Here is a 24496-nt window from a genome sequence, read left to right as displayed (position 1 = left end):
CGATGCACCCGACCGAGGCGGCCGCCCAGGGCGGCAGCAGGTGGACCGCGCCCTGCTGCATCGCCATGCTGGTCGGCTCGACGCTCTTCCAGCGCCTCGCGGTGCCGCTGGGCGAGCAGCAGCTCTCGCTCACGATCCCGTTCGTTCTGGCGATGCTCGCCGTCGGACTCGTCAGCGGCGAGTTCCGGGTGGAGGCCGCACGGCTGCGGGTGTTCGCACTCATGGCCGCCGTGGCCGTCGCGTGCACGATCGGGCACCTCGTGCTGGGCGGGGCGCCGTCCCTGCTGTCCGTGGTCCTCTTCCTCGCGCTGTACGCCCTGGTCGGCGTCTCGGCCGACCTGACCGCCCAGGGCCTCGCCACAGTGGAGCGTGTCTTCCTGGGGCTGATGACGATCGCCGCAGTGGTCTCCATCGGCCAGATGGTCGCGCAGCTGACCGGGGTGCCGTACGAGGACTATCTGGCAGGCATCGTCCCGGCCGACCTCCTCCTCGAGGGCTACAACACCGCCGACCCGATCGCATACGGCGACCCCCTGTACCGCTCCAACGGGATCGTCTTCCTGGAACCCTCGTTCCTCTCCCTGTTCCTCGGGCTGGCCGTCGCCCTGGCCCTGTACCGGGGCGCGGGTGTGCTCCAGGTGACCGTCCTCCTCGTCGGGATGGTCCCCCCGCTGGCCGGGAGCGGCTTCGTCGTCCTCGTCCCCGCCCTCGTTCTGATGCTGTTCGGTGCGCAGCGGCGCCATCTGGTGGCCGCCCTTCCCGCGATCGCCATCGCCCTGGTCGTGGCCACGCTGACCCCGCTCGGCGAGCGCTACCTCGAACGCTCGACCGAAGCGTCGGACCCCCGCACCAGCTCCAGCGCCCGACTGGTGCAGCCGTACGAACTCCTGCTCCCGCCGGCGGTGGAGGACACCCCGCGCGCCATCGTCGGCCACGGCGCCGGCGCTGCGGACGACTACCTGATCGACATCGGAAAGCTGGACGCCACCGCACCGGTCGTCCCGAAGGTGCTCTACGAGTACGGCATCCTGGGGCTACTGGGCATCCTCCTCCCGCTGGTGCTGTTCCTCGGGGGCGGCGCGGTCCCGCGGCCGTGGACCATCGGACTGCTGGTCGCGTACCTCTACGTGAACGCGTCGTTCCTCCAGAGCACCCAGGTGTTCCTCACCCTCTTCTGGATGACCCTGCTGCCCGCACATCGGTACAGCTGGCGGCGCACGCAGCCCCCGGCCCTGCCCGATCGGGTGAAGGGCGCCGAGGATCATGGCCACCCCTCCACCGCACATGACAGCTTGCGCCGATGAGCAGCGCTCGGGTCGCAACGCTGGACGGGTTGCGCGGGGTCGCCGTCCTCCTCGTCGTGTTCGGACACGCCATCGGTGCGGTCTCCGACGAGGACCGGCCGCTCCCCGGAGCGCTCTCCGTCGTCTTCAACGGGGGCATCGGCGTCACGCTGTTCTTCGTCCTGAGCGGCTTCCTCATCACCGGACTCCTGGTCCGCGAGCGGCAGCGCACCGATCGGGTCGACTACCGGGCCTTCTACCTGCGCCGGACTCTCCGCATCCTCCCGGCGTACTACGTCTTCCTCGCCACCATGGCGATCCTGGCAGTCGTCGACCTCGTCCAGGTGAGCGGTTCCCAGCTGCTCGCGGCAGGCCTCTTCGTCTGGAACTACGCCCCCGCCGCGGACGGTTGGTGGCTCGGCCACACCTGGTCCCTGGCGATCGAGGAGCAGTTCTACCTCCTCTGGCCGCTCGCCCTCGGCTTCCTGCGGCCGCGCCGCGCCTGCTGGGTGGCCGTCGGCTACCTCGTGGCGGCGCCGGTGATCCGGGTCGGCTGCTACGCGACGTTCGGGTCGGCTCGCGAGGACGTCTGGATGATGTTCCACGCCCGCGCGGACTCCCTGCTGGTCGGCTGCCTCCTGGCGCTCCTGCCCGTCGCCTACCCGGACCTCTGGCAGCGTCTGCGTTGGCTGGGCCGCCGCGGAGCCACTGTGGCGGTCGCCGTCGTCGCCCTGCTCGTCTCCTCGGCGCTGGAGCGGCAGTTCGAGGGCCGGTGGGTGCTCCCGTTCGGGTACACCGTCGCGACGATCGCGGCCGGGATGCTGGTGCTCGCGGCGATCAGCCGGGACGAGCCGACGCCGTACACCCGCGTCCTGCGGTGGCGCGCCCTCACCCTGGTCGGGCTGATCTCCTACAGCCTCTACCTCTGGCAGCAGCTCTTCCTGGCCCCTCAGGGCACGGGGCTGCCCGGCTTCGACTCCAGCCTCCTGGGCGTGGTCGCCGCCTTCGCCGCCGCCACCCTGAGCTACCTCGTCGTCGAGCGGCCGTTCCTGCGGCTCAAGGACCGACTGCAGCGGACGTCCGGGCGGCTCCCGGGCACCGGCGCCGCCGCGGTCGAGCCGTTGCCGGGCCGGACGCCGGACGACGTCTCCTCGGACGAGGCCCCGCCTCCCGGGCGCCCGGACGACGCCGTCCGGGGATCCCGGAGCTGAGGGCCGGCGCTCACCAGAGCCGGCGGTAGGCCTCCGCGGTCTCCGGCATCCGGACGTCGTCCCCGAAGACCGCGAACTTCCCGTCGTACCCCTCCACGTTGAACAGGACCTCGTACAGGATCTCGCCGGGCCCGGTGCCCGCGTGCTCGCCGAGGTAGTCGTACATGCCCTCCATGAACGCCTCGGATCCACCCTGCTCGGCGTTGCCCGACCACTCGGAGATCGCCAGCGGCAACCCGACGCTCTCGGCGAACAGGCGGTGCTCTTCCAGCCCCTTGGGCGCCCCGTACTGGTCGACGTCGTCGAGAGTGTCGGCCCACTCCTGCGCAGTGGTCGCCGCGGGCCACTGGTTGTAGTAGTCGACGCTCATCACGTCGACGTACTCCGCGCCGGGGAACGTCTCCCGCCAGTCCACGCCGCTGCCCACGGACTCCCGGTTCACGTTGAAGACGAGTTGCGACTCCGGGTAGATCTCCTGCTGCAGCGCCCGGAACCGCTGCCACCCGGCACGGAAGTCCTCCGCCTCCCCGGCGTCGACCGACCACTGGTACCAGTTGCCGTTGCTCTCGTGGGCGAAGCGGATGTACAGCGTGCCGGACCGGTCGCCGCGCTCCTCGCGCAGGTTCGTCAGGGACTGCCGCCACCGCTCGTCGTAGGCGCCCGCGGCCGCCTCGGCCCACGTCTCACCCGGGCCGATGGCTCCGATGGCGATGTCGAGGGGTCCGTCCCAGTCGGCCCACTCCTCCTTCAGGCCCCACAGGTAGACCATGTCCTCGTTGGTGTCGACCCACTGGCCGCCGATCTCCAGGGCACGCCCCCGCCACGTGCCGAACTCACCCGACGCGGCACCCACCCCCGAGGCGCCGGACAGCCACTCGCCCGCCGGGAGGCCCGAGCCGTCACCGCTGCCGGGGCCCGCCTCGGGATCGCCGTCGGACTGGCGGACGACGTACACGCCCACCGCCACGAGGACGAGCACCAGGAGTCCCGCCAGCGCGGTCCACAGCAGCCGCCGGTCGCGGAACGACGGCGGTGCCGGCGCCTGCTCCGGGTCGCGGGTCGGGGACGGGGCCCCGGCGGGCAGGTCGGGAGGCGACGAGGTCACTCCCCGACGGTAAGGCCCGGGCGGCCTCGCGTGTCACCCTCGCCGATCCGGGAGGCACGGAGGTGTCACCAGAAGCGGCGGTAGGCCTCCGCGGTCTCGGGCATCCGGACGCCGTTGCCGAAGACGGCGAACGTGCCGTCGTACCCGGCCACGTTGAAGAGGATCTCGTAGAGGATCTCGCCCGGCCCGTTCCCGGCGTGCTCGCCGAGGTAGCCGTACATGGCCTCCATGAAGGCCGCGGAGCCGCCCTGGTCGGCGTTGCCCGACCACTCCGAGATGGCCAGCGGAAGCCCGACGCTCTCGGCGAAGAGGCGGTGCTGTTCCAGCCCCTTGGGCGCCCCGTACTGGTCGACGTCGTCGAGAGTGCCGGCCCACTGGCCCGCGGAGGTCACCGCAGGCCACTGGTTGTAGTAGTCCACGCTCATCACGTCGACGTACCGAGCCCCCGGAAAGGTGCGCCGCCAGTCCACGCCGCTGCCCACGGACTCCCGGTTCACGTTGAACACGAGCTGCGACTCCGGATAGATCTCCTGCTGCAGCGCCCGGAACCGCTGCCACGCCGCACGGAAGGCGTCCACCTCACCGGCGTCGACCGACCACGGGTACCAGTTGCCGTTGCTCTCGTGGGCGAAGCGGATGAACAGCGCTCCCGAGCGGGAGCCGCGAACCTCGCGCAGGTTGGTCAGGGACTGCCGCCAGCGGCCGTCATAGGCGCCGGTGGCGGCTTGCTGCCAGGTCTCCCCCGGGCCGATCGCCCCGATGGCCACGTCGATCGGGCCGTCCCAGTGGTTCCACTCCTCCTTGAGTCCCCACAGGTGCACCATGTCCTGGTTCGTGTCGACCCACTGGCCGCCGATCTCCAGGGGACGGCCGCGCCAGGACCCGAACTCGCCCGTCGCGGCGCCGACGCCCGAGGCGCCGGACAGCCAGGTTCCAGCCGACGGAGAGGGCAGGTTCCCGGCCCCAGCGGCGGCGGGGGTCGGCGCCGGCGGCGGCGCAGTGGGGGTCGTCGGGGCCGGGGGCGTCGAGGTGGGGGGCTCGGCAGCCGTCGTCTCCACCGGAACAGGAGGCGCGGTGTCCGACGGCGGCACGACCGCCGGCGGTTGCCCGGGCGTCGTGGCAGCCGGTCCGGATTCCGTGCTCGCGCGCGTCTCCCCGGAGGAGGAGGGACCGACGGCGGAGGACCGGGTGGACGCACTGGGCGTCACCGACGCGTCCGGCAGGCACGCCGTCGAGGACAGGCCCACAGCGGCGACGGCGGCCAGCGTGAGAGCAGCGCGACGGCGGGAGGCGGCAGCGAAGGGCGGTCGGGGAAGGCGCGGGGACACAGATCTCCTGAGAGCTACACGGAGCGTAGGCCGATGAATCACATCAGTGACGTTTGGCAGGTTGGCACATACACAGAGCAATCGCCAGATGACGATGCGTACCGTTCCGTCCCACCCGGCGTGTTGATGCCAGGACACGCGGGCGGTCCCGCTGACGCAGCTCCGCCCATCCCCTCCCGCGGGTACCGCAGCGGCAGCTAGGTTGGCGTGCCGCCCCCCAACTCCCCGGAGGTCCCTGCAGCGTGCGCAGCGTCGTCGTGGCGAAGTTCGTCCCCTGGCCCCCCAACAGCGGCGACAAGCGCCGGACCCTCGGGCTGGTGCGCGCCCTGCGGCAGCGCGGCGAGGTGACGCTGTGCGCGTTCGAGGGCCCCGACGACGACGCGGGACCGCTGCGCGCCGAGGGCATCGAGGTGCGCAGCGTGCCGTTGCAGCGCAGCGCGGCCAGCCTCCTGCAGGGGGCCCTCCTCGGGCGCTCCATCACGGCGGCCCGCTTCTGGAGCCGCCGGCTGGCCGCTGAGGTCGCGGTCGCCACCGCGGAGCCCACGGACGTCGTGCTGGTCGGGCACGCGCAATTCCTGCCCTACCTGCGCGGGGTCCGCGCGGGCCTGTCGGTGGTCGACATGCAGAACGTCGAGTCCGCCCTCGCACAGCGGATCTCCGCCTCGTCCCGCGGCCCGCGGCGATGGGCCTGGTGGGGGGAGGCGCGAGCGCTGCGGGCGCTGGAGCGCCGCACCCGGGTCGCCGACGTCGTCTCCGTGGTCAGTGACGTCGACCGCGCCACGCTCGCCGGCATCATCGCCCACCCGCGCGTGCTCGTGGTGCCCAACGCCTGGGACGAACCCGAGCCCTTGCCGCCGGCCCCCGACCCGGTGGTGAGCTTCGTGGCCCTGCTCTCGTGGGGGCCCAACGTGGACGCGGCCGTCTGGTTCGCCCGGGAGGTCTGGCCGCGGGTGGTCGCCGAGGTCCCCGAGGCGCGGCTGCAACTGGTGGGGCGCAATCCCGCCGAGGCCGTGCAGGCCCTGGCCGGCCCCACGGTCGAGGTGACCGGCACCGTGCCCGACCTCGCCCCCTGGTACGCCCGCACCCGGGTGGCGGTGGCCCCGCTCCTGGCCGGCGGCGGCTCGCGACTCAAGATCCTCGAGGCACTCGCCGCGGCACGGCCGGTGGTCGCCACGACGATCGGCGCGGAGGGCCTCGAAGACCTCATCGGCCGCGGCGTCGTCGTCGCCGACGACCCGGCGGAGATGGCGTCCGCCCTGGTCGGGCTGCTCGTCGACGCCGAGGGGACGGCGGCCCTCGGGCGGATCGGCGTCGACGCCGTGGCCGCCGACCACTCCTGGACCGCCGCGGTGCGCCCGCTGCTGGCCGCGATCCCCGGGACCGCCCCGGAGTGACCGCGGCGGTCCGGGATCTCGAGCGCCGGGTCAGGCCGCGCGCGAGCCCACGGCCGCGGACCGGAGCCCCGGCTCCCGCCGCCTCATCCTGATCCGGGCGATCCGGAAGCCGAGCATCCGCTGGAAGTGCCTCAACCCGTTGGTGAGCTCGTGCTGTCCCCGGCCGTCCACGAGGTGGCGGACGCCCCGCTCCGACAACTGCTCCACGACGGCCGCGAAGAGCAGGTAGCGCGCGTCGGAGTGCTGCGGACCCTCGCCGAGGGTGATGAACACGCTCAGCAGTGCCCACTCGCCGTCGTGGGGCGTGACGGCCAGGACGAGGGGCTCGCCGTCCCGATCGACGGCCACGGTCCACATCCCCCGCCCCACCCAGTGCGCGTGGTCGGTGCCGAGCTGCCGGTAGCGCGCATCGGACTTGACTCCCAGCGCGCGGTCGAGCCGAGCGGCCAGCTCCCGCTGCTCGGCCGGTCGCGGAACGGGACGCCAGGCCACACCTGCGCGCTCCGCAGCGCGGATCTTGCGACGGAGCGTCTGCTTGGACCTGCCTTCTCGGTAGGCCGGCGGCGTCTCCGGGACGTCGACGACGGACGCTCCCGTGGCGGCCAGCGTCGCACCGGCCAGGCACCGTCGAGAGAGGTCGCTCCGGATCAGCCGGCCCGCAGGCGTTTCACCCAGCGGCGCCTCCACCCACGGCAGGGCCATCAGGTCCCCGACGGCGGCCAGCGCCAGCCGGGGATGGCTGAGCGCGTACCCGACCGGGTTCCGCCGCGACTCGCGCCATCCCGCCCAGAACGCGGAGAGCCGCTGCCCGCGGACCGTTCCCCCGTCACCTTCCCGCTGGACAGCCATGCGCTCCTCGCCTCGATGCTGGTCTCCCGTGCGCCCTGAACCGGGCCGGCGCCGATGTCGGGGCACGCCGGAGAGCCAGGGAACGACAGCGCGGGTGGCATTGAGAAGGGGCGCGGTGGAGCGGAGCCTTCGTTCCGGTGATGGATTCCCCTCGGCCGGGGGAACAGGCGAGGCCGGCACCCCGTGGGGCACCGGCCTCGCGCCAGGGAAGCAGGGATCAGGCGCGAGCGCTCTCGGGCGTCCGCGCCGCCGGGCTGCCGAAGAACATCTGGTCCTGCTCGGCCCGCAGCCGGTCGACCACCCGCCCCGAGGGAACCTCGACGTCCTGGTACCCGATGACGCCGTCCTTGGGGATGTCCCGCAGCAGGCGGCACCCCTCGGCCAGGCCGAGGGGCAGCAGCCGCTCCGCGTGGGTGACCTCCGCGCGTTCCGCCTCGCCGTAGTAGTGGTAGCCGCCCGGGGCGTCGAGCACCGTGCCCGCCGCCAGGTCGGTCTTGGCCAGCGGGACGACGTCCACCCGCGGCGCTCCCAGTGGCCGGATGGCGGGGTCGCCCAGCAGGGCCACCCGGGCCACGGTCGTCGGCACCTCGAAGTGGCAGAGGTGGTAAGGCGTGTAGAAGCTGTAGAGCGGCCCCGTGCCGAGCTTGTACAGCTCCAGGTAGTGCCGCTGCTTGGGGTCGTCGTGCGTCGCCATCACGTAGACGCCCGGTCCCGGCTTCGCCCCCACCACGTAGTCGACGACGCCGCCGAGCGCGCGCAGCTCGTCCACGTCGTATCGGGAGGCGAGCTCGTCGACGTGGCCCGTGTGGTCCATGGCGTAGAGCCCCCGGCGCGGCACCGTGAGCCCGGCGGCGTTGGCGACCAGCGCCTGCTCGACGCTGACCTTGGTCCCGTCGGCGAAGCTCGTGACCATCCACGGGTCCTGACCCCACCGCTTCGCGAACCCCTCCTGCGTGGTGGGCGTCCGATACGGGTCCTGCAGACCCTTGATGTTGCCCGCGACCTGCGGTTCCAGGCCGATCTGGCGAACGAACCGGATGAGATTCATCTGCACGGCCGGCTGGTCGCCGTCCGCGCCGGAGTAGACGACCCCTGCGGCGTCGGCCTTCGTCGCCAGCAGTGGCCCGAGCGTGGCGTCGACCTCCGCGTTGAGGAGCACCAGGTGCTTGCCTCCGGCGAAGCACGCCAGCGCCAGCTCGGCACCGAAGGCGACTGCACCGGTGGCGTCGACGACCACGTCGACGGCGTCGCTGCCTGCCACGAGCGCGATGTCATCGGTGATCGCCACGTCTCCGGCCGCGGCGATCCGCTCGACGTCCCGCAGGGACTCCGCGGCCTCCGCCTGGGCACCGACGTCCCCGACCGCCGCGTGCGCCTTGGCCGGCGTCCTGTTGCAGACGACGGTCAGCTGCATGCCGGGGGTGCTGTTGACGACCTGGTTGATCAGCCCCCGGGCCATGAACCCGGCCCCCACGAGGCCGAGTCGCACCGGGCGTCCGTCCGTCTGCCGACTCGCGAGGAGAGTGTCGACCGGGATCACGCCGACACACCTGCGGCGAAGAGCGCGGCGTTGGCCTCGGCGTCGAAGGCCGGCCAGGAGGCGTCCTTGTCGGAGATGACGGCGACCTCGCGTGGCCAGCGGATCCCGAAGGCCGGGTCGTCGTACGGGTAGCCCATCTCCGCACCCGGCGCGTACGGCACGCTGACCATGTACAGCACCTCGGTGTCGTCGGTCAGAGTGATGTAGGCGTGCGCAAGGTGCGGCGGCAGGTACAGGCCGTGGCGGTTGTCGGCGCTGAGCTCCACCTGGACGTGCTTCAGGTAGGTCGGCGAATCCGGCCGGACATCCACGGCGACGTCGACGATGGCCCCCCGCGTGCACCGGATGAACTTCGATTCCGGGTGCCCGGGCAGCGACAGGTGCAGCCCCCGCAGGGTCCCCGCCCGGTGGTTCCACGACGTGTTGCACTGGGCGACCCGGGGGCGCATGCCGCGTGCCTCGAACTCGTCCGCGTCGAAGGACCGGGCGAAGGCTCCCCGATCGTCGGTGAAGGGCTCCAGCTCGACCAGGTGGACCCCGGCCACGCCCAGCTCGGTGTACTTCACGGCGCCGCCCAGAAGAGCTGCTCGTCGACCTGCGCGGTCCGCATCAGGTACTCGATCTGCTTGAGCCGGGTGTGGCCGCGGCCGGTGAAGGTGGCCTCGTCGAGGTCGATCGACCGGAAGACCCGGTGCAGCTGGGCGGCGCCGGCCTTGGCGTCCCAATCCGTGTCGTAGCCCGGCAGCACCTGGCGGATGCGGTCGAAGGCGACCCGGTAGCTGCGGTTGTCGGCACTGGGGTCACCGAAGGTGAGATCGCAGCCGGGGAACTCCGCGGCCACGATCTCGGCGATGTCCCGGACCCGGTAGTTGTTGGCCTCGCTGCCCACGTTGAAGATCTCGCCGTGGACCTGCTCCCGCGGGCTCTCCAGCGTCATGCGGATGGCCTTGGCGATGTCGAGCGCGTGCACCAGCGGCCGCCAGGGCGACCCGTCACTGGTCATCACGATCTCGCGGGTCGTCCACGCCAGCCCCGAGAGGTTGTTCAGCACGATGTCGAACCGCATGCGCGGGCTGGCGCCGAAAGCGGTCGCGTTGCGAAGGAAGGTCGGCGAGAACTCGTCGGACGCCATCGCCGAGACGTCGCGCTCCACGAAGGCCTTGCACCGCGCATAGGCAGTCTGCGGCGAGACCGGGCTGGACTCGTCCACCGTGCCGTCGGCCACGCCGTAGACGCTGCACGAGGACATGTAGACGAACCGCGGGACGCCGGCTGCCTTGGCCACCTCTGCGAGGTGCACCGAGCCGTGGTGGTTGATGTCGTAGGTGACCTCGCCGATCAGGTCGCCGATCGGGTCATTGGAGAGCTCGGCCATGTGGACGACGGCCTCGACGCCCTCGAGGTGCTCGGGTCCGAGCTTTCGGATGTCGAGCGCGAGGGTGCGCGGCGTCTGCTCGACGCCCGGGTACAGCCATCCGTACTTGTAGTAGCCGGTGTCCACACCGACGACGTCATGGCCTGCCCGCAGCAGTTCCTGGGCGGTCAGGCAGCCGAGGTAACCCTCGGTACCGGTGACTAGTACTCGCACGTTCGCCTCGATCGCGGTGAAGATGTGGCTGGGGATGGAGAACCTACAACCACCGAAGGGCACCCGGGTGACTCTCCGTCACCAAAGTGTGAACGGCACGTTCGGCGACCCCCCGACGAGGCAAGGCTCCCCGCTCTCCCCCGCGCGGGGGCGCAGCGGTCCGTGGACGGCGTCGGCGAGGGGCCCCGGGTAGTGGGGCCCCTCGACCGCCTCAGTCCTCCCAGACCTTCCACTCGGCCTTGCCGTCGTCCCAGATGCCGTTGAGCTCCTTCCAGTCACGGAAGGTGTCCATACCCATCCAGAAGCCCTCGTGCCGAGACACCCCGAGCTGCCCGTCCCTGGCCAGCTGGCCCAGCGGAGCGTGCTCGAGCATCTCGTCGGTGGCGTCGGCATCCAGGTACTTGTCGACGAACTCGCGCTCGAAGAAGAAGAAACCGCCGTTGACGTAGCCGGTCTGCGGCTGCTTCTCGTTGAAGGCGGTGACGTCGTCCCCGTCGAGGACCATCTCGCCGTAGCGACCGCTGGGGTGCACGCCGGTCAGCGTCCCGAGCTTGCCGCTCTCGAGGTGCGCGCGCAGGACGCCGGGGATGTCCACCGCGCCGATGCCGTCGCCGTAGGTGAGCGCGAAGCGGGGAGCGTCGAGGTAGGAGCCGACCCGGGCGATGCGGGCGCCGGTGGCCGTGGTGAGCCCGGTCTCGGCGAACGTGATCTCCCAGTCCTCGTCACCGAGCGCGGTGTGGAACTCCAACTCGTGGTTCCCGCGCAGCCGGAGGGTGAAGTCGTTCATCCGCGACCGGTGGTCGACGAAGTACTCCTTGATCATGTCGCCCTTGTAGCCGAGGCAGAGCACGAACCGGCGGAAGCCGTAGTGGCTGTACATCTTCATGATGTGCCACAGGATCGGCCGGCCACCGATGTCGACCAGCGGCTTGGGGAGCTGCTCGCTGGCCTCTCTCAGCCGGGTCCCCATGCCTCCACAGAGGATGACGACGGGGATGTCGGCGACGGCCGGGTCTCCGGTGGGTGCGCCCATGAGGTTCTCCTGTTCTGGGAAACGGGGGTGTGCGGTGTCCGGGCGGCGCCCGGAGTTGCCGGTGTTCAGCCTCCGGCTCCGCGCACCACCGAGCCCACGGTGCGCAGGATGATCTTGACGTCCAGCCACAGGGACCAGTTCTCGATGTAGTAGTTGTCGAAGCGCGCCCGGTCGGCGATCGAGGTGTCCCCGCGCAGGCCGTGGATCTGAGCCCATCCGGTGAGCCCGGAGGGCACCCGGTGACGCGCCTCGTAGCTCGGGTAGACGTTGCGGAACTCCTCGACGAAGTGCGGGCGCTCCGGGCGGGGCCCGACCACGCTCATGTCTCCGCGCAGGATGTTGATCAGCTGCGGGAGCTCGTCGAACGAGGTCTTGCGCAGGATCCGGCCGAACCGGGACAAGCGGGGGTCGTCGGCGATGTTCCACGTCGTCGCCGCCTCGCCGCCGGCGGGGCGGAGCGAACGGAACTTGAGGACCTCGAACGTGCGGCCGTCGACGCCCACGCGCTCCTGCCGGAAGAACACCCCCGGTCCGCCGTCCAACCGGACCGCCAGCGCGAGCAGCAGCATCAGCGGCGCCAGGACGAACAGCGCACCGCCGGCGAAGGCGATGTCGAACAGGCGCTTCATCCGCCAGGTGCGGCTCCGGTACGTCGACCTGCGCAGGCGGACGAGGGGCAACCCCCACGCCGTGTCCATCTCTCCGTCGACCTGGTGGAGCTCGAACAGGCGCGGAACGACGAACAGCTCGCACCGGAACCGGTCACAGGTGCGGATGAGCCGCACCATCTCCGACTCCTTCATGGTGGAGAAGGCCACCACGACGTTGTTCACGCGGCCCCCCTCCAGCACCGCGGGCAGGGCAGCGGGGCCGCCGAGGACGGGCAGCCGCGACGGGCCGCTCATGACCCGCGGGTCACCGTCGAGGAACCCGATCGGGTGCAGCCCGTACTCGGGGTGCTCCCGGAGGATGTCGGCGACCTGGTGACCGACCCGGCCTGCGCCGACGATCAGGGTCCGGTGCGCCACCAACCGACGGGACCGCAGGCGCCTGACCATGGCATACCCGGCGGCGCGGAAGACGATGACCACGACTCCCACGCCTGCGGCGCCGGCGAGGAAGCGCCAGTCGATGATGTAGTCCCGCCACAGTGCGTTGGACCAGACGATCTGCCCGATGACGGCGACGCCAGCGGCAAGCCCCCACCGTCCGACGAGCGCCGGGAGGTCGTCCAGGACCGAGAGCGCCAACCGCGACCGGTAGAGCCCCGCCTGCCCCATCGCGAGGAGGAACACGACGGCGAAGGCCGCGGTCTTCCGGAACGGGGAGTCCTCCCCGACCTCCCGGCCGATCCACTCGGCCACGACCAGCGCCCCGCCGACCGCGACGAGGTCCAGGGCGAGCAGGAGAGGGCCGATGCCGAACCGGGAGAGCCGGGTCCAACCGGTGACGCGCTCCTCGGCTGTGAAGTTCGGTTCCGCCGTCCGGTGCTCCCGTACCGATGCCGGCGGGAGGGGGGACGACGGGAGGGCCGACGGCCGGGTCTCCCGGGGCGGGTGAGCGGCCGGCGCAGGCGCGGCCGCATCTCGGACATGTCGGGGGGCCGCCGTCACGTCGGCATCAGTCCTCCTCCGGTGCGCAGGCGGACAGCTAGTTCCGCGGGGGTCTCGTGTGGTGACTCTGTGCTGATCAAGGGAGCACGCTAACGGCCGAACACGTTGCGTCACGGGGTTTGCGCACCTTGAAGCCGGAGTCACACGAGACAACCACCCTTTCGCGGCGATCCCTTACTCTCCGTTACAGGACTAGCGCATTACGACAGGCCCCCTGGTGAACCGCGCATGTCTTTCCGATTACGTACGGTCTAGCCACGGACTCGACATGACCCGGGACGGTGACACGCGAGGGACGCGGAGGAACTGCGGCGGTACCGTCCCGGCGGCACCGCGGTCGCCGTCGCCGGGGCGATCGTCGATCGGACCACGGACAGGAGGGCCACGGATGACACGCACGATGACCTCGGACGAGGCCGCATCGACCGGTGGGACGCCCGCGCCCCGGGCGACCGTGATCGTGCCCGCGCGGAACGAGGCGGCCACCATCGACACCTGCCTCGACTCGGTCCTCGCGCAGGAGGGCGTCGTCTTCGAGGTCGTCGTCGTGGACAACGGCTCGACCGACGGGACGGCCGAGCGGCTGGCGGCGCGCGCAGCCGCCGACCCCCGGCTGACGGTGCTGTCGAATCCGGCACCATCCATCCCGGCGAGCCTGAATCTCGCGGTGTCCGCGGCCCGGGGGAACTGGCTGGTCCGGGTCGACGCGCACTCGACGATCCCGCCGGGGTACCTCGCGCGCGCCGTCTCGCGACTGGAGGAGCAGCGGTGGGTCGGGGTCGGGGGCCGCAAGGCCGCCGTCGGCCGGTCGCCGGTGGGGCGGGCGATCGCCGCCGTCCTCAACTCACGACTGGCCGTGGGCGGGTCGGTCTACCACTGGGGGACGACGGAGACCGTGGTCGATCACGTGCCGTTCGGCGCGTACCCGACCGACCTCGTCCGCAGCCTCGGCGGCTGGGACGAGGCGGTGCTGAACAACGAGGACTTCGAGTTCGACCAGCGACTCCGGCAGCACGGCGAACTGCTGTTCGACCCGGCGCTGCAGATCGACTGGAACGTGCGGGAGAGCATCCCCGGGCTGTTCCGGCAGTACCGGCGCTACGGACGCGGCAAGCCCGCCGTGGCGCTGCGGCACCCCGACGGCGTACGGCTGCGCCACCTGGCGCCCCCCGCGCTGGTGCTGTGGCTCGCGGGTGCCGCCGCAACCGGCACGCGCCGCCCTCGGTGGGCGGCCGTCGCGGTGGCGCCCTACCTGCTGGCCGTCGGCGCCGCGTCGACGGCGATCATCCGCACCGCCCCGGAGAGCACCGACCGGCGGGCCGTCCCGGCCGCACTGGTCGCCATGCAGGTCGGCTGGGGGCTGGGTTTCTGGGAGGGCGCCACCGACCTGCTGCGCGGCCGGCGCACCCGCACCTGAGTTCACCCGGCCGGTCGACCCACCACCATGCTGCGGTCGAGGTCCAGGGGCCGGGCGGCCCCTGCCACGGCCAGGACATGGGCCAGGTCGGCGGACAGCGCCTGCAGGGCGGCCCGGACCGCCGGCGCCCCGTCGGCTGCGAGCGCCCAGAGGACCGGGCGACCGACGAGGACGGCGTCCGCGCCGAGGGTGAGTGCGACGAGAGCGTCGGCCCCGCTGCGCACGCCGCCGTCCACCAGCACCGGCGCGCGCCCGGCCACGGCGTCGAGCACGTCGACGAGGGCATGCGCGCTGGCGAGGGCGCGGTCGAGTTGCCGGCCGCCGTGGTTGGAGACGACGACACCCGCCGCCCCGGCCTCGAGGCAGCGGAGCGCCTCGTCGCCCCGAAGCACGCCCTTGACCAGGACCGGTAGACCGCTGACCTCGGCCAGTCGGCCGATCACGTCGGGCGTGACGGATGGGTCCTGCTCCGCCGACTCCCGGCCCACCGCCCCCGGGAGGAGGTGCTGGGCCAGGTTGACCAGGAACTCGTCGTCGGGCACCGCGAAGCGGACGCCGCCGACCTTGTTCTTGCGGCCGACGTACGGGGTGTCCACGGTCAGCACGATCGCGCCGGCACCGGCCGCGGCGGCGCGCCGGGCCAGCGCCTCGGTGAGCCCGCGGTCGCGCATGACGTAGGCCTGGAACCACCACGGGCCGGCAGCCGCTGCCCCGATCTCCTCGATGGTCCGTGACGCGCGGGTCGACACCACGGTCAGGCAGCCGGCCTCGCCCGCACCGCGGACGGTCGCGCACTCGGCATCGGGATGGGCCAGGGCGTGGAACGCCATCGGGGCGACGACGAAGGGGGACCGCAGCGTCGTACCGAGCAGACGGGTGGCGAGGTCGACGGAGGAGACGTCGCGCAGGACCCGCGGGCGCAGCCGGTAGCTCCGCCAGGCGAGTTCCGCCTCGCCGAGTGTCACCTCCTCGCCGGAGCCTGCCTCGTAGTAGTCCCACACCTCGGGGGGCAACCGGAGACGGGCGAGCTCCCGGTGTTCAGCGAGCAGCGACAGCATCGATCGTGGGCCGGGGTACCGGTCCGGCCACTCCTCCTCAGCCGACATCGTGACCGATGGAGTGGAGCACCGGCGCCGGAGGGCACTACGCATTCCCCCCGTTCATTCCCGCGAGGGACGACACGACACCGTGGGGATGACGAGGGCGTCGACCTCGGGGACGTGTCGACCCGCCGGGCCCCGGCCGTGCGCCTGGGATCGGCGTCATGCCCCGGCCGGATCTCAGCCCGCGTCGCCCGCGCCGGGGCGGCCCGGCGGTCCGGCCGGGGCCCTCCCGGGCGGCCGACCTCGCCACCCGTACCAGGTGGCGAGGTCGTCCGGGTCCGGCTCGACCAGCACCCGGCTGCGGGTTCGCTCGGAGTCACCGCCGAGACGCACCGCGGGCCCGGCGACCCGGACCCTGGACGGTCCCCCGTCGCGCAGTTCGGCATCGTGCATCGCGCGGCAGAGGATGAGACTCACGCCAGCGGCGACGACCAACCAGACCCCCATGATGACCAGGACGAGTGTCATGGGGGGCCTCGTGGCTGACGAACCCGTTCGGGCGGCTGCCCGCGGTGTGGGGTGCGCCCATCGTCCCTCACCCGACGACGCTGCTCAACCGGTGCCTTCCCCCGGATTCCCTGGTGGCGGGACTGCGCGCCCGAGGCCGGCGGGCAGCTCCGGAGGGCCTACCTCTCGGCGGCCAGGAGTCCTGCTGCCTCGAGACTCGCGGCGGCACCGCGCAGACCGGCGAAGTCGACGCCGGCGACGGAGGCGATGTCGAGCAACGACGTGGATCCGTCGGAGTAGGCGAGTACCCAGAGCATCGCCATGACTGCGTCGGTGGCCTGCTTTCCACCGGTGGTCGGATAGAGGCCCCGCTTGCCCAGCTGTGGCTCGCCGTACGGACTGAGGTTCTCGTAGCGCCGGTCGTTCTCCAGGACGTCCATCATCTCCAGCAAGGCGAGGTACGACTCCAACAACTGCGGAGGCGTCACGAACGAGAGGTCGTCCGCCGAGGTGTGGTACTCGGGGTACTCCCCGTGGGGGGTGCGCGACAGTCTCCCGAAGGGCAGGTCGAAGCCGATGGCATTGAACTGCCGCTCGTCGTAGCCGTACGGCGAGTAGCCGCGGATCTCCCCACCTCGTCGTGAGACGACGTGCGCGGCCGCCCGGTCGATGCCCGCGCCACCGCGTCGCGAGCGCTTGTACACGAGCACGCCCGGTCCCCCGAGACCTGTGACGACCAGCCCGTGCCGGACTCGGGGGAGGACGTCGGCGTTACGGCTGAGCCACGCGATGGATCCCAGCGTTCCCGGCGCGAAGATGAACCGGTACGTGTACCGCCGGGACGGAAGGGAAGCCAGGGTGCGCGCCACCTCCCTCGCGACTGCGATTCCGGCGAGGTTGTCGTTCGCCAGCGACGGATGACAGATGTGGGCGCTGACGACGACCTCCTCCGTGCTCGAGCCCGGCAGCACCAGTTCGCCGTAGGTCAACTCCCCCGGTTCGAGAGTGCTGTCGACCACCACCTCGTACGGGCCCTCGTCCATGGCACGCAGCCGGCTGTCGGCCAGGCAGAAACCCCAGTCCCGGTGGTAGTACGACGTCCGGTACGGGATCCAGTCCGGCCTGTCGGGCAGCGTGTGGAGGTGGGGCCGGAGCTCGCTGAGCGTCATCGTGGCGCGCACCGGGACGCTGTAGCTGACCAGATGCAGGTTGTGGCGGTGGAAGTCGATCAGGCGATGCCCGTGGCGGTCGGCGACGTAGGCGTCCCGCACGTTCCACTCGTCGGGGACCGTCCAGTCGAACGCCTGGGTGCCGGACGGGATGCTGCGGCGCTGGATGTCGGCCGACTCCGCGAGGACGTCCAGCGTCGCTCGCACCCCGTCCCCGGTGATGCTGCGGCAGATGGGGTAGAGCCGCCCCATGACCGCGTGCATGGCCTCGCCCAGAGCGCGTCCGTCCTGGTCGCCGGAACGCAGCGCATCCACGTGCCGGGCCAGGGTCATCGGGTCATGACTCCGAGCGACACGGGTCGCCCGAGCTGTCGGAGGCTGCAGCAGGTCCGTCCGGGCCGCAGGGAGGAACCCGGCAGCGTCCTCGCCCGTCGTCCCGCGCCACGTCCAGCCAGCCCATGTGCGAGCACCTCCTTCGATTCGACGACAGATGGCCGGACTGTCAGGCCCGGTGCGGCGCCGGGATCTGACGGGGGGCCGCGAACCTGCGCAGAGCCGGCGCGACGGGGCGCCCCCTCAGGAGCCCGTCGCACGAACCTGCGTCGACAGCCTTCGCATAGACCGACAGCGCCTCACCCACCGCCTCGACCGTCAGGCCGACGTCGTCGTCGGTGTGCGCTGCCGAGATGACGAACGACTGCCCGAGGACGCCGCGCAGCAACATCTCCTGGAGGAACAGCGTCCGGAACTCCTGCGAGGGCCGGCCGAGGTGGTCGCGCGTCTCGAAGACCAGGCAGGACGGTCGGCCGACCACGGCGAAGTGATCCGCGAGCCCCAGCTGAGCCGCAGCCTCGTTCGCGCCGTCGGCGAGCTTGCGCCCCTGCTGCTCCATGACGCTCACGACGTCACGCTGCCGATAGGCGTCCGCCACCGCCAGGTAGGCCGCCAGACCCGTCGTCTCGGGGCCGTGGGTCGTGGACAGGAGGAACGTCCTGGCGGCATCCGTCCGCAGGCCGCCCAGCTCCATGAGCTCGCGCCTGCCGGCGAGAGCCGAGACGGCGAAGCCGTTGCCGAGCGCCTTGCCCCACGTGGACAGGTCGGGGGTCGTGCCGTAGACGCCTTGAGCGCCGCCCGGTGCCCAGCGCATGCCCGTGATGATCTCGTCGAAGATCAGGACGAAGCCGTCACGGTCGGCCATGGCGCGAAGCCCTTCCAGGAAGCCGCGCTCCGGGGCCGCGGTCCCCGTTGCCGCCTCGAGGAGGACACAGGCGATCCGGCCGGGGTGCCGTTCCAGAAGGCTCTCGACAGAGCCGAGGTCGTTGTAGTCGAAGGTCACGGTGAGCTCACGCTGCGAGGTCGGGATCCCGCTGCGCATCTCGGTGGTGCCGATGAACCAGTCGTCGGTCGAGAAGAACGGCTGCGACCGACAGATGGCCACGAGGTCCCTGCCGGTGGCTGCGCGAGCCAGCTTGACCCCCGCGGTCGTGGCGTCGGAGCCGTTCTTGGCGAACTTGACCATGTCGGCCCCGGGGACCTGTGCGAGGAACTCCTCCGCGGCCCGCAACTCGTAGACCGACGGCCGGCTGAAGCTGACGCCCGTGCGCGCCGCCTCCGTCACCGCCTCGACGACAGGCGGGTATGCGTGCCCGAGCGTCACCGAGCGCAGTCCCATGCCGTACTCGACATACCAGTTGCCATCGACGTCCTGCACGCGTGCACCTGCCCCGCGCGCGATCACCGGCGCCATGCCTTCGGGGTACTGATCCGAACCCCGGGCATAGGTGTGCGCACCGCCCGGCACGAGTTCGTGCAGCCTCTGTTGCATCGCCGTGGACGCCGTGAAGGTCCGGCCCTCCTCCCCCGGCGGCGTCATCGGGCACGTCCTTCGTCGAGGGACAGGATCAGCTTGTCGGCCACGAATCCCTCCGCGTAGCGAGTTCGGCACTCCATCCCGCGCAGGCGCATGAGGCCGAGGAACGTCTCGTCGTCCCACCAGTCCCGCTGGACCTGCGACGGGAAGCACCGGTGCAGCAACTCGACCTTCCGGTGCGCGTGATCATCCGGCACGCGGACGTACAGACTCGGCACCCGCAGGTCCCCGTCCCACTTCGGGATCTCGTAGTGCAGGACCAGCGCGTCACGCCACACCGTGCGCACCATCCGACCCAGGAGGCGATGGTCCTGGTGCGCGTCGTCGGGCCGGGGCGCCATCACCACGGCCGGCTGCCGCTCGGCGGCGCAGTCCTCCAGAGCCTCCTTGACGGCGTTCCAGTGCCCCGGCAGCCGGCCGTCGGGGAGATCGAGGACACGAACAGAGGCACCGGGGAAGAACTCCGGCAGCGACGCCTCGGCCTCCTTCCGCCGCTCCGGGGTGCCGGTCAGGACCAAGCCGGTGACGGTGGCCCCCGATCGGTCGCCGAGCCCGAGGAGAGTCCCCCCGCAGCCGATCTCGATGTCGTCCGGGTGCGCGCCGATGCACAGGACGTCGAGCCGGTCGCCCGGCGGCACCAGCTCGATCACGACCGGTCCTCGCTCGCGGGCCCGTCGTCCGCCCCGGCACGCCTACCGGGGGGCGCCGACACTGGGCTCCGCCACGACCACCGGGAAGATCGCCCGTCCCGGCTCCACCGGCTGATCGCGCCACACCGCCCACGGACTGACTCCGCTGCGGTACTGCTCTTCGAGCGCCGCCCGCTCCTTCAGGGTGTCCATGGGCGCCCAGAAACCGTCGTAGGGCGTGGCACAGAGATTGCCGTCGGCCGCGGCCCGGACGAACCCGTCCATGACGAGGTCATCCCCCTCCTCCAGGTAGTCGAAGATCCGCTGCCGGAGGATGAAGTAGCCGCCATTGATGCGCATGACCATGTCCGCGACAGGAACCAGACCGGTCACCCGGTTGTCGTCGCTGATGTCCACGACGTGGAAGGAGTCCTGCGGCTTCACGGCCAGCAGGGTGGCCACCGCGTCCTTTCTCTCGAACTCGGCGATCAGGTCGTTCATCGGGGCATCCGTGAGCACGTCCCCGTAGTTGGCGAGGAACACCTCGTCGCCCTCGAGGTATGGCCGGACCCGGCGCAATCGCTCCCCGATGGCGGTGGAGACCCCCGTGTCGATGAAGGTGATCGTCCAGTCACTGATGTCGGTGGCGAGCATCTCCACGTGCTTGCCACCCTTCGTGAGCACGAAGTCGTTCGAGCTGGTCTCGCGGTAGTCGAGGAAGTAGTCCTTCACTGCAGAAGCCCCGAAGCCCAGGCAGAGGATGAACTCCCGGTGACCGAAGTGCGCGTAGTAGCGCATCACGTGCCACAGGACCGGACGGCTGCCGATGGGCATCATGGGCTTCGGCAAGGATTCCGGTCCGGTCCGGATCCGCATGCCGAGTCCGCCACAGAAGATGACGACCTTCATGGATGACTCCCTCGATGCCTAGAAGATCTCGAGTCGGGGAAGCGCGACGACGAGCTTGCCGCCCCAGCCACGGACGGGACGGAGCTGCTCGCAGATCTCGTCGCGAAGGTTCCAGGGCATGATCAGCACGTAGTCGGGCCGGGTTTCCGTCAGGTGCTCCGGCGGGTGGATGGGGATGTGGGTGCCCGGCAGGAACTTGCCGTGCTTGTACGGGTTGCGGTCGACGGCGAACAAGATCTGGTCACTGCGGACCCCGCAGTGGTTGAGCAGCGTGTTGCCCTTCCCCGGCGCGCCGTAGGCCACGACCGTCTCCCCCCGGCGCGAGCGCTCGACGAGGAACTCCACGAAGTCGTCGCGCACCCGCGTGACGGCCCGCGCGAAGCCGGCATGGCCGTCGAGCGAGTGCAGGCCGGCCGCCGCCTCGGCGGCCAGCACGGAGGCCACGGCCTCGCTCGGGCGCGATGCCTGTTCTGCGGGCCTCGACCAGGTGCGCAGCGACCCGCCATGGGTCGGCAACTCCTCGACGTCGACGACGACCAGTCCCGCCTCGGCGAGGACCCGCTGCGTCGTCAGGAGCGAGAGATAGGAGTAGTGCTCGTGATAGATCGTGTCGTACTCGTTGCCCTCGATGAGCCTCATGAGGTGCGGTATCTCGATGGTCACCGTGCCGTCGTCGGCAACCAACGCCCGCAGGCCCTTCGCGAAATCGACGATGTCCGGGACGTGGGCGAAGACGTTGTTCGCGACGACCAGGTCGGCCGCTCCGTGCCTCGCCGTGACGTCGCGGCCGGCGGCCTCGCCCAGGAAGGTGACCTCGGTCGGGATCCCTCTCTCGATCGCCGTCTCCGCCACGTTCGCCGCCGGTTCGATGCCCAGCGCGCGGATACCTCGCTCGACGACGTGCTGGAGGAGGTAGCCGTCGTTGCTCGCCACCTCGACGACGAAGGAGCCCGGGCCCAACGACAGCCGCTCGACGGCCTCTTCCACATAGGTCTTGGCGTGCGCGACCCACGAGTCGCTGTAGGAGGAGAAGTAGGCGTAGTGGCTGAAGATGTCGCCGGCGGCGATGTAGGCCGGGAGCTGGACCAGGAGGCACCGGGCGCAGATCCGGACGTGCAGCGGGTAGAACACCTCACCGCTGTCGAGTTGGTCGACGGCCAGGAAGCTCTCGCAGGGCGGTGACATCCCGAGGTCGACGAAGGTGTCGACCAGAGCCGCTCGGCAGAGTCGGCAGGTGGGTGCGCTCATGGTCTGGACCTCACTGTCAGGCGCTGGGGATGAGCCCGTTCCACCGGTGTTCTCGACTCACTCCGCGGGCACGTGTCGACGACCGGGGGTGGTCCAGCCCGTCGCTCGACGCCGATACGGCATGCGAGGCGCGAGATCAGCGTCATGTCACGGTCGGACGCCACGACGCCCCCCGGCACGCGGCACGCCACGAGACCCTGCTCCGTCCGAGCCCGAGCGCGCACGGACGGGCGGCCACGGAGGTGCTCCCCAGCCGAGGATCCGCTGCCGCGCGCGATGTACTCCGCTCGCCAGTCGCTGCTTGAGCGGATGCATGCGGATGAGCAACCTGGGCCACAGGTGGAGGAGCAGGACGATCCCGGCGGACCGCAGGGTGGCTCGCTGCTCCCGGGCGTCGCGCGCGTGCCGGCGGGCGGCGGCGACGTCGCCGTCGACGAATGCCCACCGGGCGCGCCGCAGCGCCTGGTGGTAGCGCAGCCGGCGCACGGGCGACTGCACGATCGCGCGATGGCCCGGCAGGCCCGACTCCGCCGCGTACGACTCCAGGGTGTGGATGAACGACCTCTCGAAGTCCTCGACCCTGTCCGGGTGCCGGGACTCGGACTCTCCCCGGACGCGGTACCGGCCCAGCTTGTCCGGCAGCAGCCAGACCGAGAACCGATCGGCCAGCCGCAACCACATGAGCACGTCGCTCTCGACGCCGGGCTGATATCCCCCGACCGCCCGCCATGACTCCGCGCGGACCGCCCCCGTGTAGTAGGGCACCCGGCCACCGAGCGCCTCCTCCACCGTCAGCGGAGTGCCGCTGGGGGGCGGACGGGAGCCGATCGACTGCAGGTAGCTGCGGAGAGAGGGACGGTCGTCCCCGTCGAGCACCATGTGGGCGTCGCAACCCACCCCGTCCACGGACGGATGCCCGTCGAGGAACTCCAGCACGGTGGCGACGAACTCGGGCACGACCTCGTCGTCGCTGTCGAGGACCGAGTAGTAGTCACCCCGGGCGACCGCGGCCGCGGCCATCACGCCGCCCGCGTACCCGCGGTTCTCCTGACGGAGCAAGTGAACTCGCGGATCATCGGCGAACTCACGGACGATCGCGGCGATGGCATCGGACATCCCGTTGTCGACGACGACGAGTTCCCAGTGCGGGTCCGTCTGCCGCAGGACCGACGTGATGGTCCCCCGTAGGTACGCCTCGGTCCGGTAGGCGGAGGTGAGGAAACTGAGCCTCGGCCGGGATCCGCTCGCAGCCTCCATCTACCAGCTCAACCCCACGTAGGCGCAGCCGTGGCGCGCTTCGCGCAGCCCCGGCACGTGGACGAGGTCGAGCACCACCGTGCCGGCGGGCGCGCGCTCCACGGCGTCGAGCGTGGCCGCGTCCTTCGTCGCCACCAGCAGCACCTCGCCGTGTTGCGCGACGGTGTCCCTGTCCTCCGCCAGGAGTTCGGCCAGGTGCGGCAGCCGTTCGTCGATGTGGGCCTTGTTCGAGCCGGTGAGGCGGGACAGCGAGACGTTCTCGTCGTGGATCCTGACGTCGCACCCCTTTCCGACCAGCCGTTCGGCCAGCTCCACCATGGGGCTCTCGCGCAGGTCGTCGGTCCCCGATTTGAAGGAGAGTCCGAACATTCCGATCCTGCGCTTGCCGAGCGCCAGGATCGTGTCCAGCGCCCGGTGCAGGTGCGCCTCGTTCGACGGCAGGATGTTGGCGATCACCGGGATCTCGACGTCGTGCCGGCGTGCAGCGTGCGTCAGCGCCCGGACGTCCTTGGGCAGGCAGGATCCGCCGAAGGCGAACCCCGGCCGCAGGTACGCCCCGCTCAGATTGAGCTTCGTGTCCGACAGGAAGACGTCCATCACCGCGTGGGAGTCGAGTCCCAGTGCGACGCAGATGGCTCCGATCTCGTTGGCGAAGTCGACCTTGAGTGCGTGGAAGCAGTTGTCCACGTACTTCACCATCTCGGCAACGCCCAAGGGGACCAGGAAACGTGGGCCCGGCAGTCCCTCGTAGAGCCCGACGACCAGTCCGGCGGATCTGTCCTCGGTGTAGCCGACGACCGTCTTCGGCGGCTCGAAGAAGTCCCGGACGCTCGTGCCCTCGCGAAGGAATTCGGGATTGACGCACACCCCGAAGTCCACGCCGACGCGCTTGCCGGACGCCCGCTCCAGCAACGGGATCAGCACCGTCTCGCACGTCCCCGGCAGCATCGTGCTGCGGTAGACGACCGTGTGCCAACCTGTCTTCGTCGCCAACGCTGCGCCGATCTGGGACGACACCGCCTCCAGGTACGCGGTCGAGAGCCCCCCGCCGGGCAGGGACGGCGTGGCCACGCAGACGAGGGACATGTCGGTGGCCGACACCGCCGCCGAGGCGGCATCGGTCACCGAGAGCAGCCCCGATCCGACCGCGTCGTGGACCATGTCCCCGAGACCGGCCTCGATGACCGGGGCCATCCCCTGCCGGAGCAGGTCGAGCTTGCGCACGTCGACGTCGACGCCGACGACGCGATGGCCTCGGGACGCGAAGCACGCCGAGGAGATCGAACCGACGTACCCGAGACCGAACACGCTGATGCCCGTCAGGGCGCGACTGGATGCCCGTGCCATGCCCTCCATGGGGAAGGTGGTGCTGGTCATCTGCGCAGATTAGGGCCGCTGGTTCGTGATCCACCTCACAACGTCGTGACCGGCAGTGACCATGGCGCGTCGGCACCGACCGCGTTCACGCGATCACCTACGAGGCCAGACTTCGTGGTCAGCACG

At 71.2% G+C, this 24496-nt stretch carries 20 protein-coding genes; 4 read left to right on the top strand and 16 right to left on the bottom strand.

Features of this window, described 5'->3' with window-relative positions; translation table 11 throughout:
- Positions 1-2 precede the first annotated feature (2 nt).
- Together BMY88_RS19580 and BMY88_RS19575 are read left to right on the top strand one after the other, a co-directional pair.
- A complete protein-coding gene (locus BMY88_RS19580; RefSeq protein ID WP_091947691.1) occupies positions 3-1304 on the top strand; it encodes a hypothetical protein in 1302 nt (433 codons plus the stop codon).
- Positions 1301-2494, top strand: a complete 1194-nt coding sequence (locus BMY88_RS19575) for an acyltransferase family protein (protein ID WP_091947688.1) — start codon at positions 1301-1303, stop codon at positions 2492-2494. The genes BMY88_RS19580 and BMY88_RS19575 overlap by 4 nt, the downstream gene beginning before the upstream one ends.
- A 10-nt stretch (positions 2495-2504) precedes the next feature.
- Here the strand turns inward: BMY88_RS19575 and BMY88_RS19570 are convergent, their stop codons facing one another.
- Entirely contained in the window at positions 2505-3599 is a 1095-nt protein-coding gene (locus tag BMY88_RS19570) for a glycosyl hydrolase (protein ID WP_091947683.1), read from the bottom strand.
- Between the two features lie 65 nt (positions 3600-3664).
- Positions 3665-4657 (bottom strand): glycosyl hydrolase, encoded by a 993-nt coding sequence (locus BMY88_RS19565; RefSeq protein ID WP_091947680.1) that lies wholly within the window; start codon positions 4655-4657, stop codon positions 3665-3667.
- 512 nt (positions 4658-5169) lie between these two features.
- Between BMY88_RS19565 and BMY88_RS19560 the strand changes: the two genes are divergently transcribed.
- On the top strand, positions 5170-6321 hold the full coding sequence (locus BMY88_RS19560; RefSeq protein WP_091947677.1) for a glycosyltransferase: 1152 nt from the start codon (positions 5170-5172) through the stop codon (positions 6319-6321).
- 30 nt (positions 6322-6351) lie between these two features.
- Here BMY88_RS19560 and BMY88_RS19555 read toward each other — a convergent pair whose 3' ends face one another.
- The 6 genes from BMY88_RS19555 to BMY88_RS19530 all read right to left on the bottom strand — a co-directional run bounded on the left by BMY88_RS19555 (position 6352) and on the right by BMY88_RS19530 (position 12944).
- The gene (locus BMY88_RS19555) at positions 6352-7170 is read right to left on the bottom strand and encodes a hypothetical protein (protein WP_091947674.1); all 819 of its coding nucleotides are present in this window, start codon (positions 7168-7170) and stop codon (positions 6352-6354) included.
- A gap of 217 nt (positions 7171-7387) precedes the next feature.
- Positions 7388-8659, bottom strand: a complete 1272-nt coding sequence (locus BMY88_RS19550) for an NAD(P)H-dependent oxidoreductase (protein ID WP_244524803.1) — start codon at positions 8657-8659, stop codon at positions 7388-7390.
- A gap of 47 nt (positions 8660-8706) precedes the next feature.
- A complete protein-coding gene (locus BMY88_RS19545; RefSeq protein ID WP_091947667.1) occupies positions 8707-9276 on the bottom strand; it encodes a dTDP-4-dehydrorhamnose 3,5-epimerase family protein in 570 nt (189 codons plus the stop codon).
- Complete coding sequence (locus tag BMY88_RS19540; RefSeq protein WP_244524802.1) at positions 9273-10361, bottom strand: NAD-dependent epimerase/dehydratase family protein; 1089 nt, start codon at positions 10359-10361, stop codon at positions 9273-9275. Before BMY88_RS19540 ends, BMY88_RS19545 begins: the two co-directional genes overlap by 4 nt.
- A 148-nt stretch (positions 10362-10509) precedes the next feature.
- Positions 10510-11331 (bottom strand): sugar phosphate nucleotidyltransferase, encoded by an 822-nt coding sequence (locus tag BMY88_RS19535; RefSeq protein ID WP_091947661.1) that lies wholly within the window; start codon positions 11329-11331, stop codon positions 10510-10512.
- Positions 11332-11396: 65 nt separating this feature from the next.
- A complete protein-coding gene (locus tag BMY88_RS19530) occupies positions 11397-12944 on the bottom strand; it encodes an exopolysaccharide biosynthesis polyprenyl glycosylphosphotransferase (protein ID WP_280138747.1) in 1548 nt (515 codons plus the stop codon).
- 388 nt (positions 12945-13332) lie between these two features.
- Between BMY88_RS19530 and BMY88_RS19525 the strand changes: the two genes are divergently transcribed.
- Positions 13333-14361 carry a glycosyltransferase gene (locus BMY88_RS19525; protein ID WP_170861201.1) on the top strand — a complete coding sequence of 343 codons (1029 nt, stop codon included), beginning with the start codon at positions 13333-13335 and terminating at the stop codon, positions 14359-14361.
- Between the two features lie 2 nt (positions 14362-14363).
- Here the strand turns inward: BMY88_RS19525 and BMY88_RS19520 are convergent, their stop codons facing one another.
- The 8 genes from BMY88_RS19520 to BMY88_RS19480 form a co-directional block, all read right to left on the bottom strand.
- Entirely contained in the window at positions 14364-15467 is a 1104-nt protein-coding gene (locus BMY88_RS19520; RefSeq protein ID WP_244524801.1) for an alpha-hydroxy acid oxidase, read from the bottom strand.
- A 623-nt stretch (positions 15468-16090) separates the two neighbouring features.
- Positions 16091-17413, bottom strand: a complete 1323-nt coding sequence (locus BMY88_RS19510; protein ID WP_091947651.1) for a DUF4910 domain-containing protein — start codon at positions 17411-17413, stop codon at positions 16091-16093.
- A 169-nt stretch (positions 17414-17582) separates the two neighbouring features.
- Positions 17583-18953, bottom strand: a complete 1371-nt coding sequence (locus BMY88_RS19505) for a glutamate-1-semialdehyde 2,1-aminomutase (protein ID WP_091947648.1) — start codon at positions 18951-18953, stop codon at positions 17583-17585.
- Positions 18950-19600 carry a PIG-L deacetylase family protein gene (locus BMY88_RS19500; RefSeq protein ID WP_091947645.1) on the bottom strand — a complete coding sequence of 217 codons (651 nt, stop codon included), beginning with the start codon at positions 19598-19600 and terminating at the stop codon, positions 18950-18952. The genes BMY88_RS19505 and BMY88_RS19500 overlap by 4 nt, the downstream gene beginning before the upstream one ends.
- Before the next feature lie 42 nt (positions 19601-19642).
- A complete protein-coding gene (locus BMY88_RS19495; RefSeq protein ID WP_139220524.1) occupies positions 19643-20488 on the bottom strand; it encodes a sugar phosphate nucleotidyltransferase in 846 nt (281 codons plus the stop codon).
- A gap of 18 nt (positions 20489-20506) precedes the next feature.
- Positions 20507-21736: a class I SAM-dependent methyltransferase gene (locus tag BMY88_RS19490; protein WP_091947642.1), complete on the bottom strand. Its 1230-nt coding sequence runs from the start codon at positions 21734-21736 to the stop codon at positions 20507-20509.
- A 147-nt stretch (positions 21737-21883) separates the two neighbouring features.
- Positions 21884-22993 carry a glycosyltransferase family 2 protein gene (locus BMY88_RS19485; protein ID WP_091947639.1) on the bottom strand — a complete coding sequence of 370 codons (1110 nt, stop codon included), beginning with the start codon at positions 22991-22993 and terminating at the stop codon, positions 21884-21886.
- The gene (locus tag BMY88_RS19480) at positions 22994-24370 is read right to left on the bottom strand and encodes a nucleotide sugar dehydrogenase (protein WP_211435737.1); all 1377 of its coding nucleotides are present in this window, start codon (positions 24368-24370) and stop codon (positions 22994-22996) included.
- Positions 24371-24496 lie beyond the last annotated feature (126 nt).

Origin of the sequence: Trujillonella endophytica (genome assembly GCF_900110555.1) — a bacterium.
Lineage (GTDB): Bacteria > Actinomycetota > Actinomycetes > Mycobacteriales > Geodermatophilaceae > Trujillonella > Trujillonella endophytica.
This window is presented reverse-complemented; position numbering and strand designations above follow the sequence as displayed.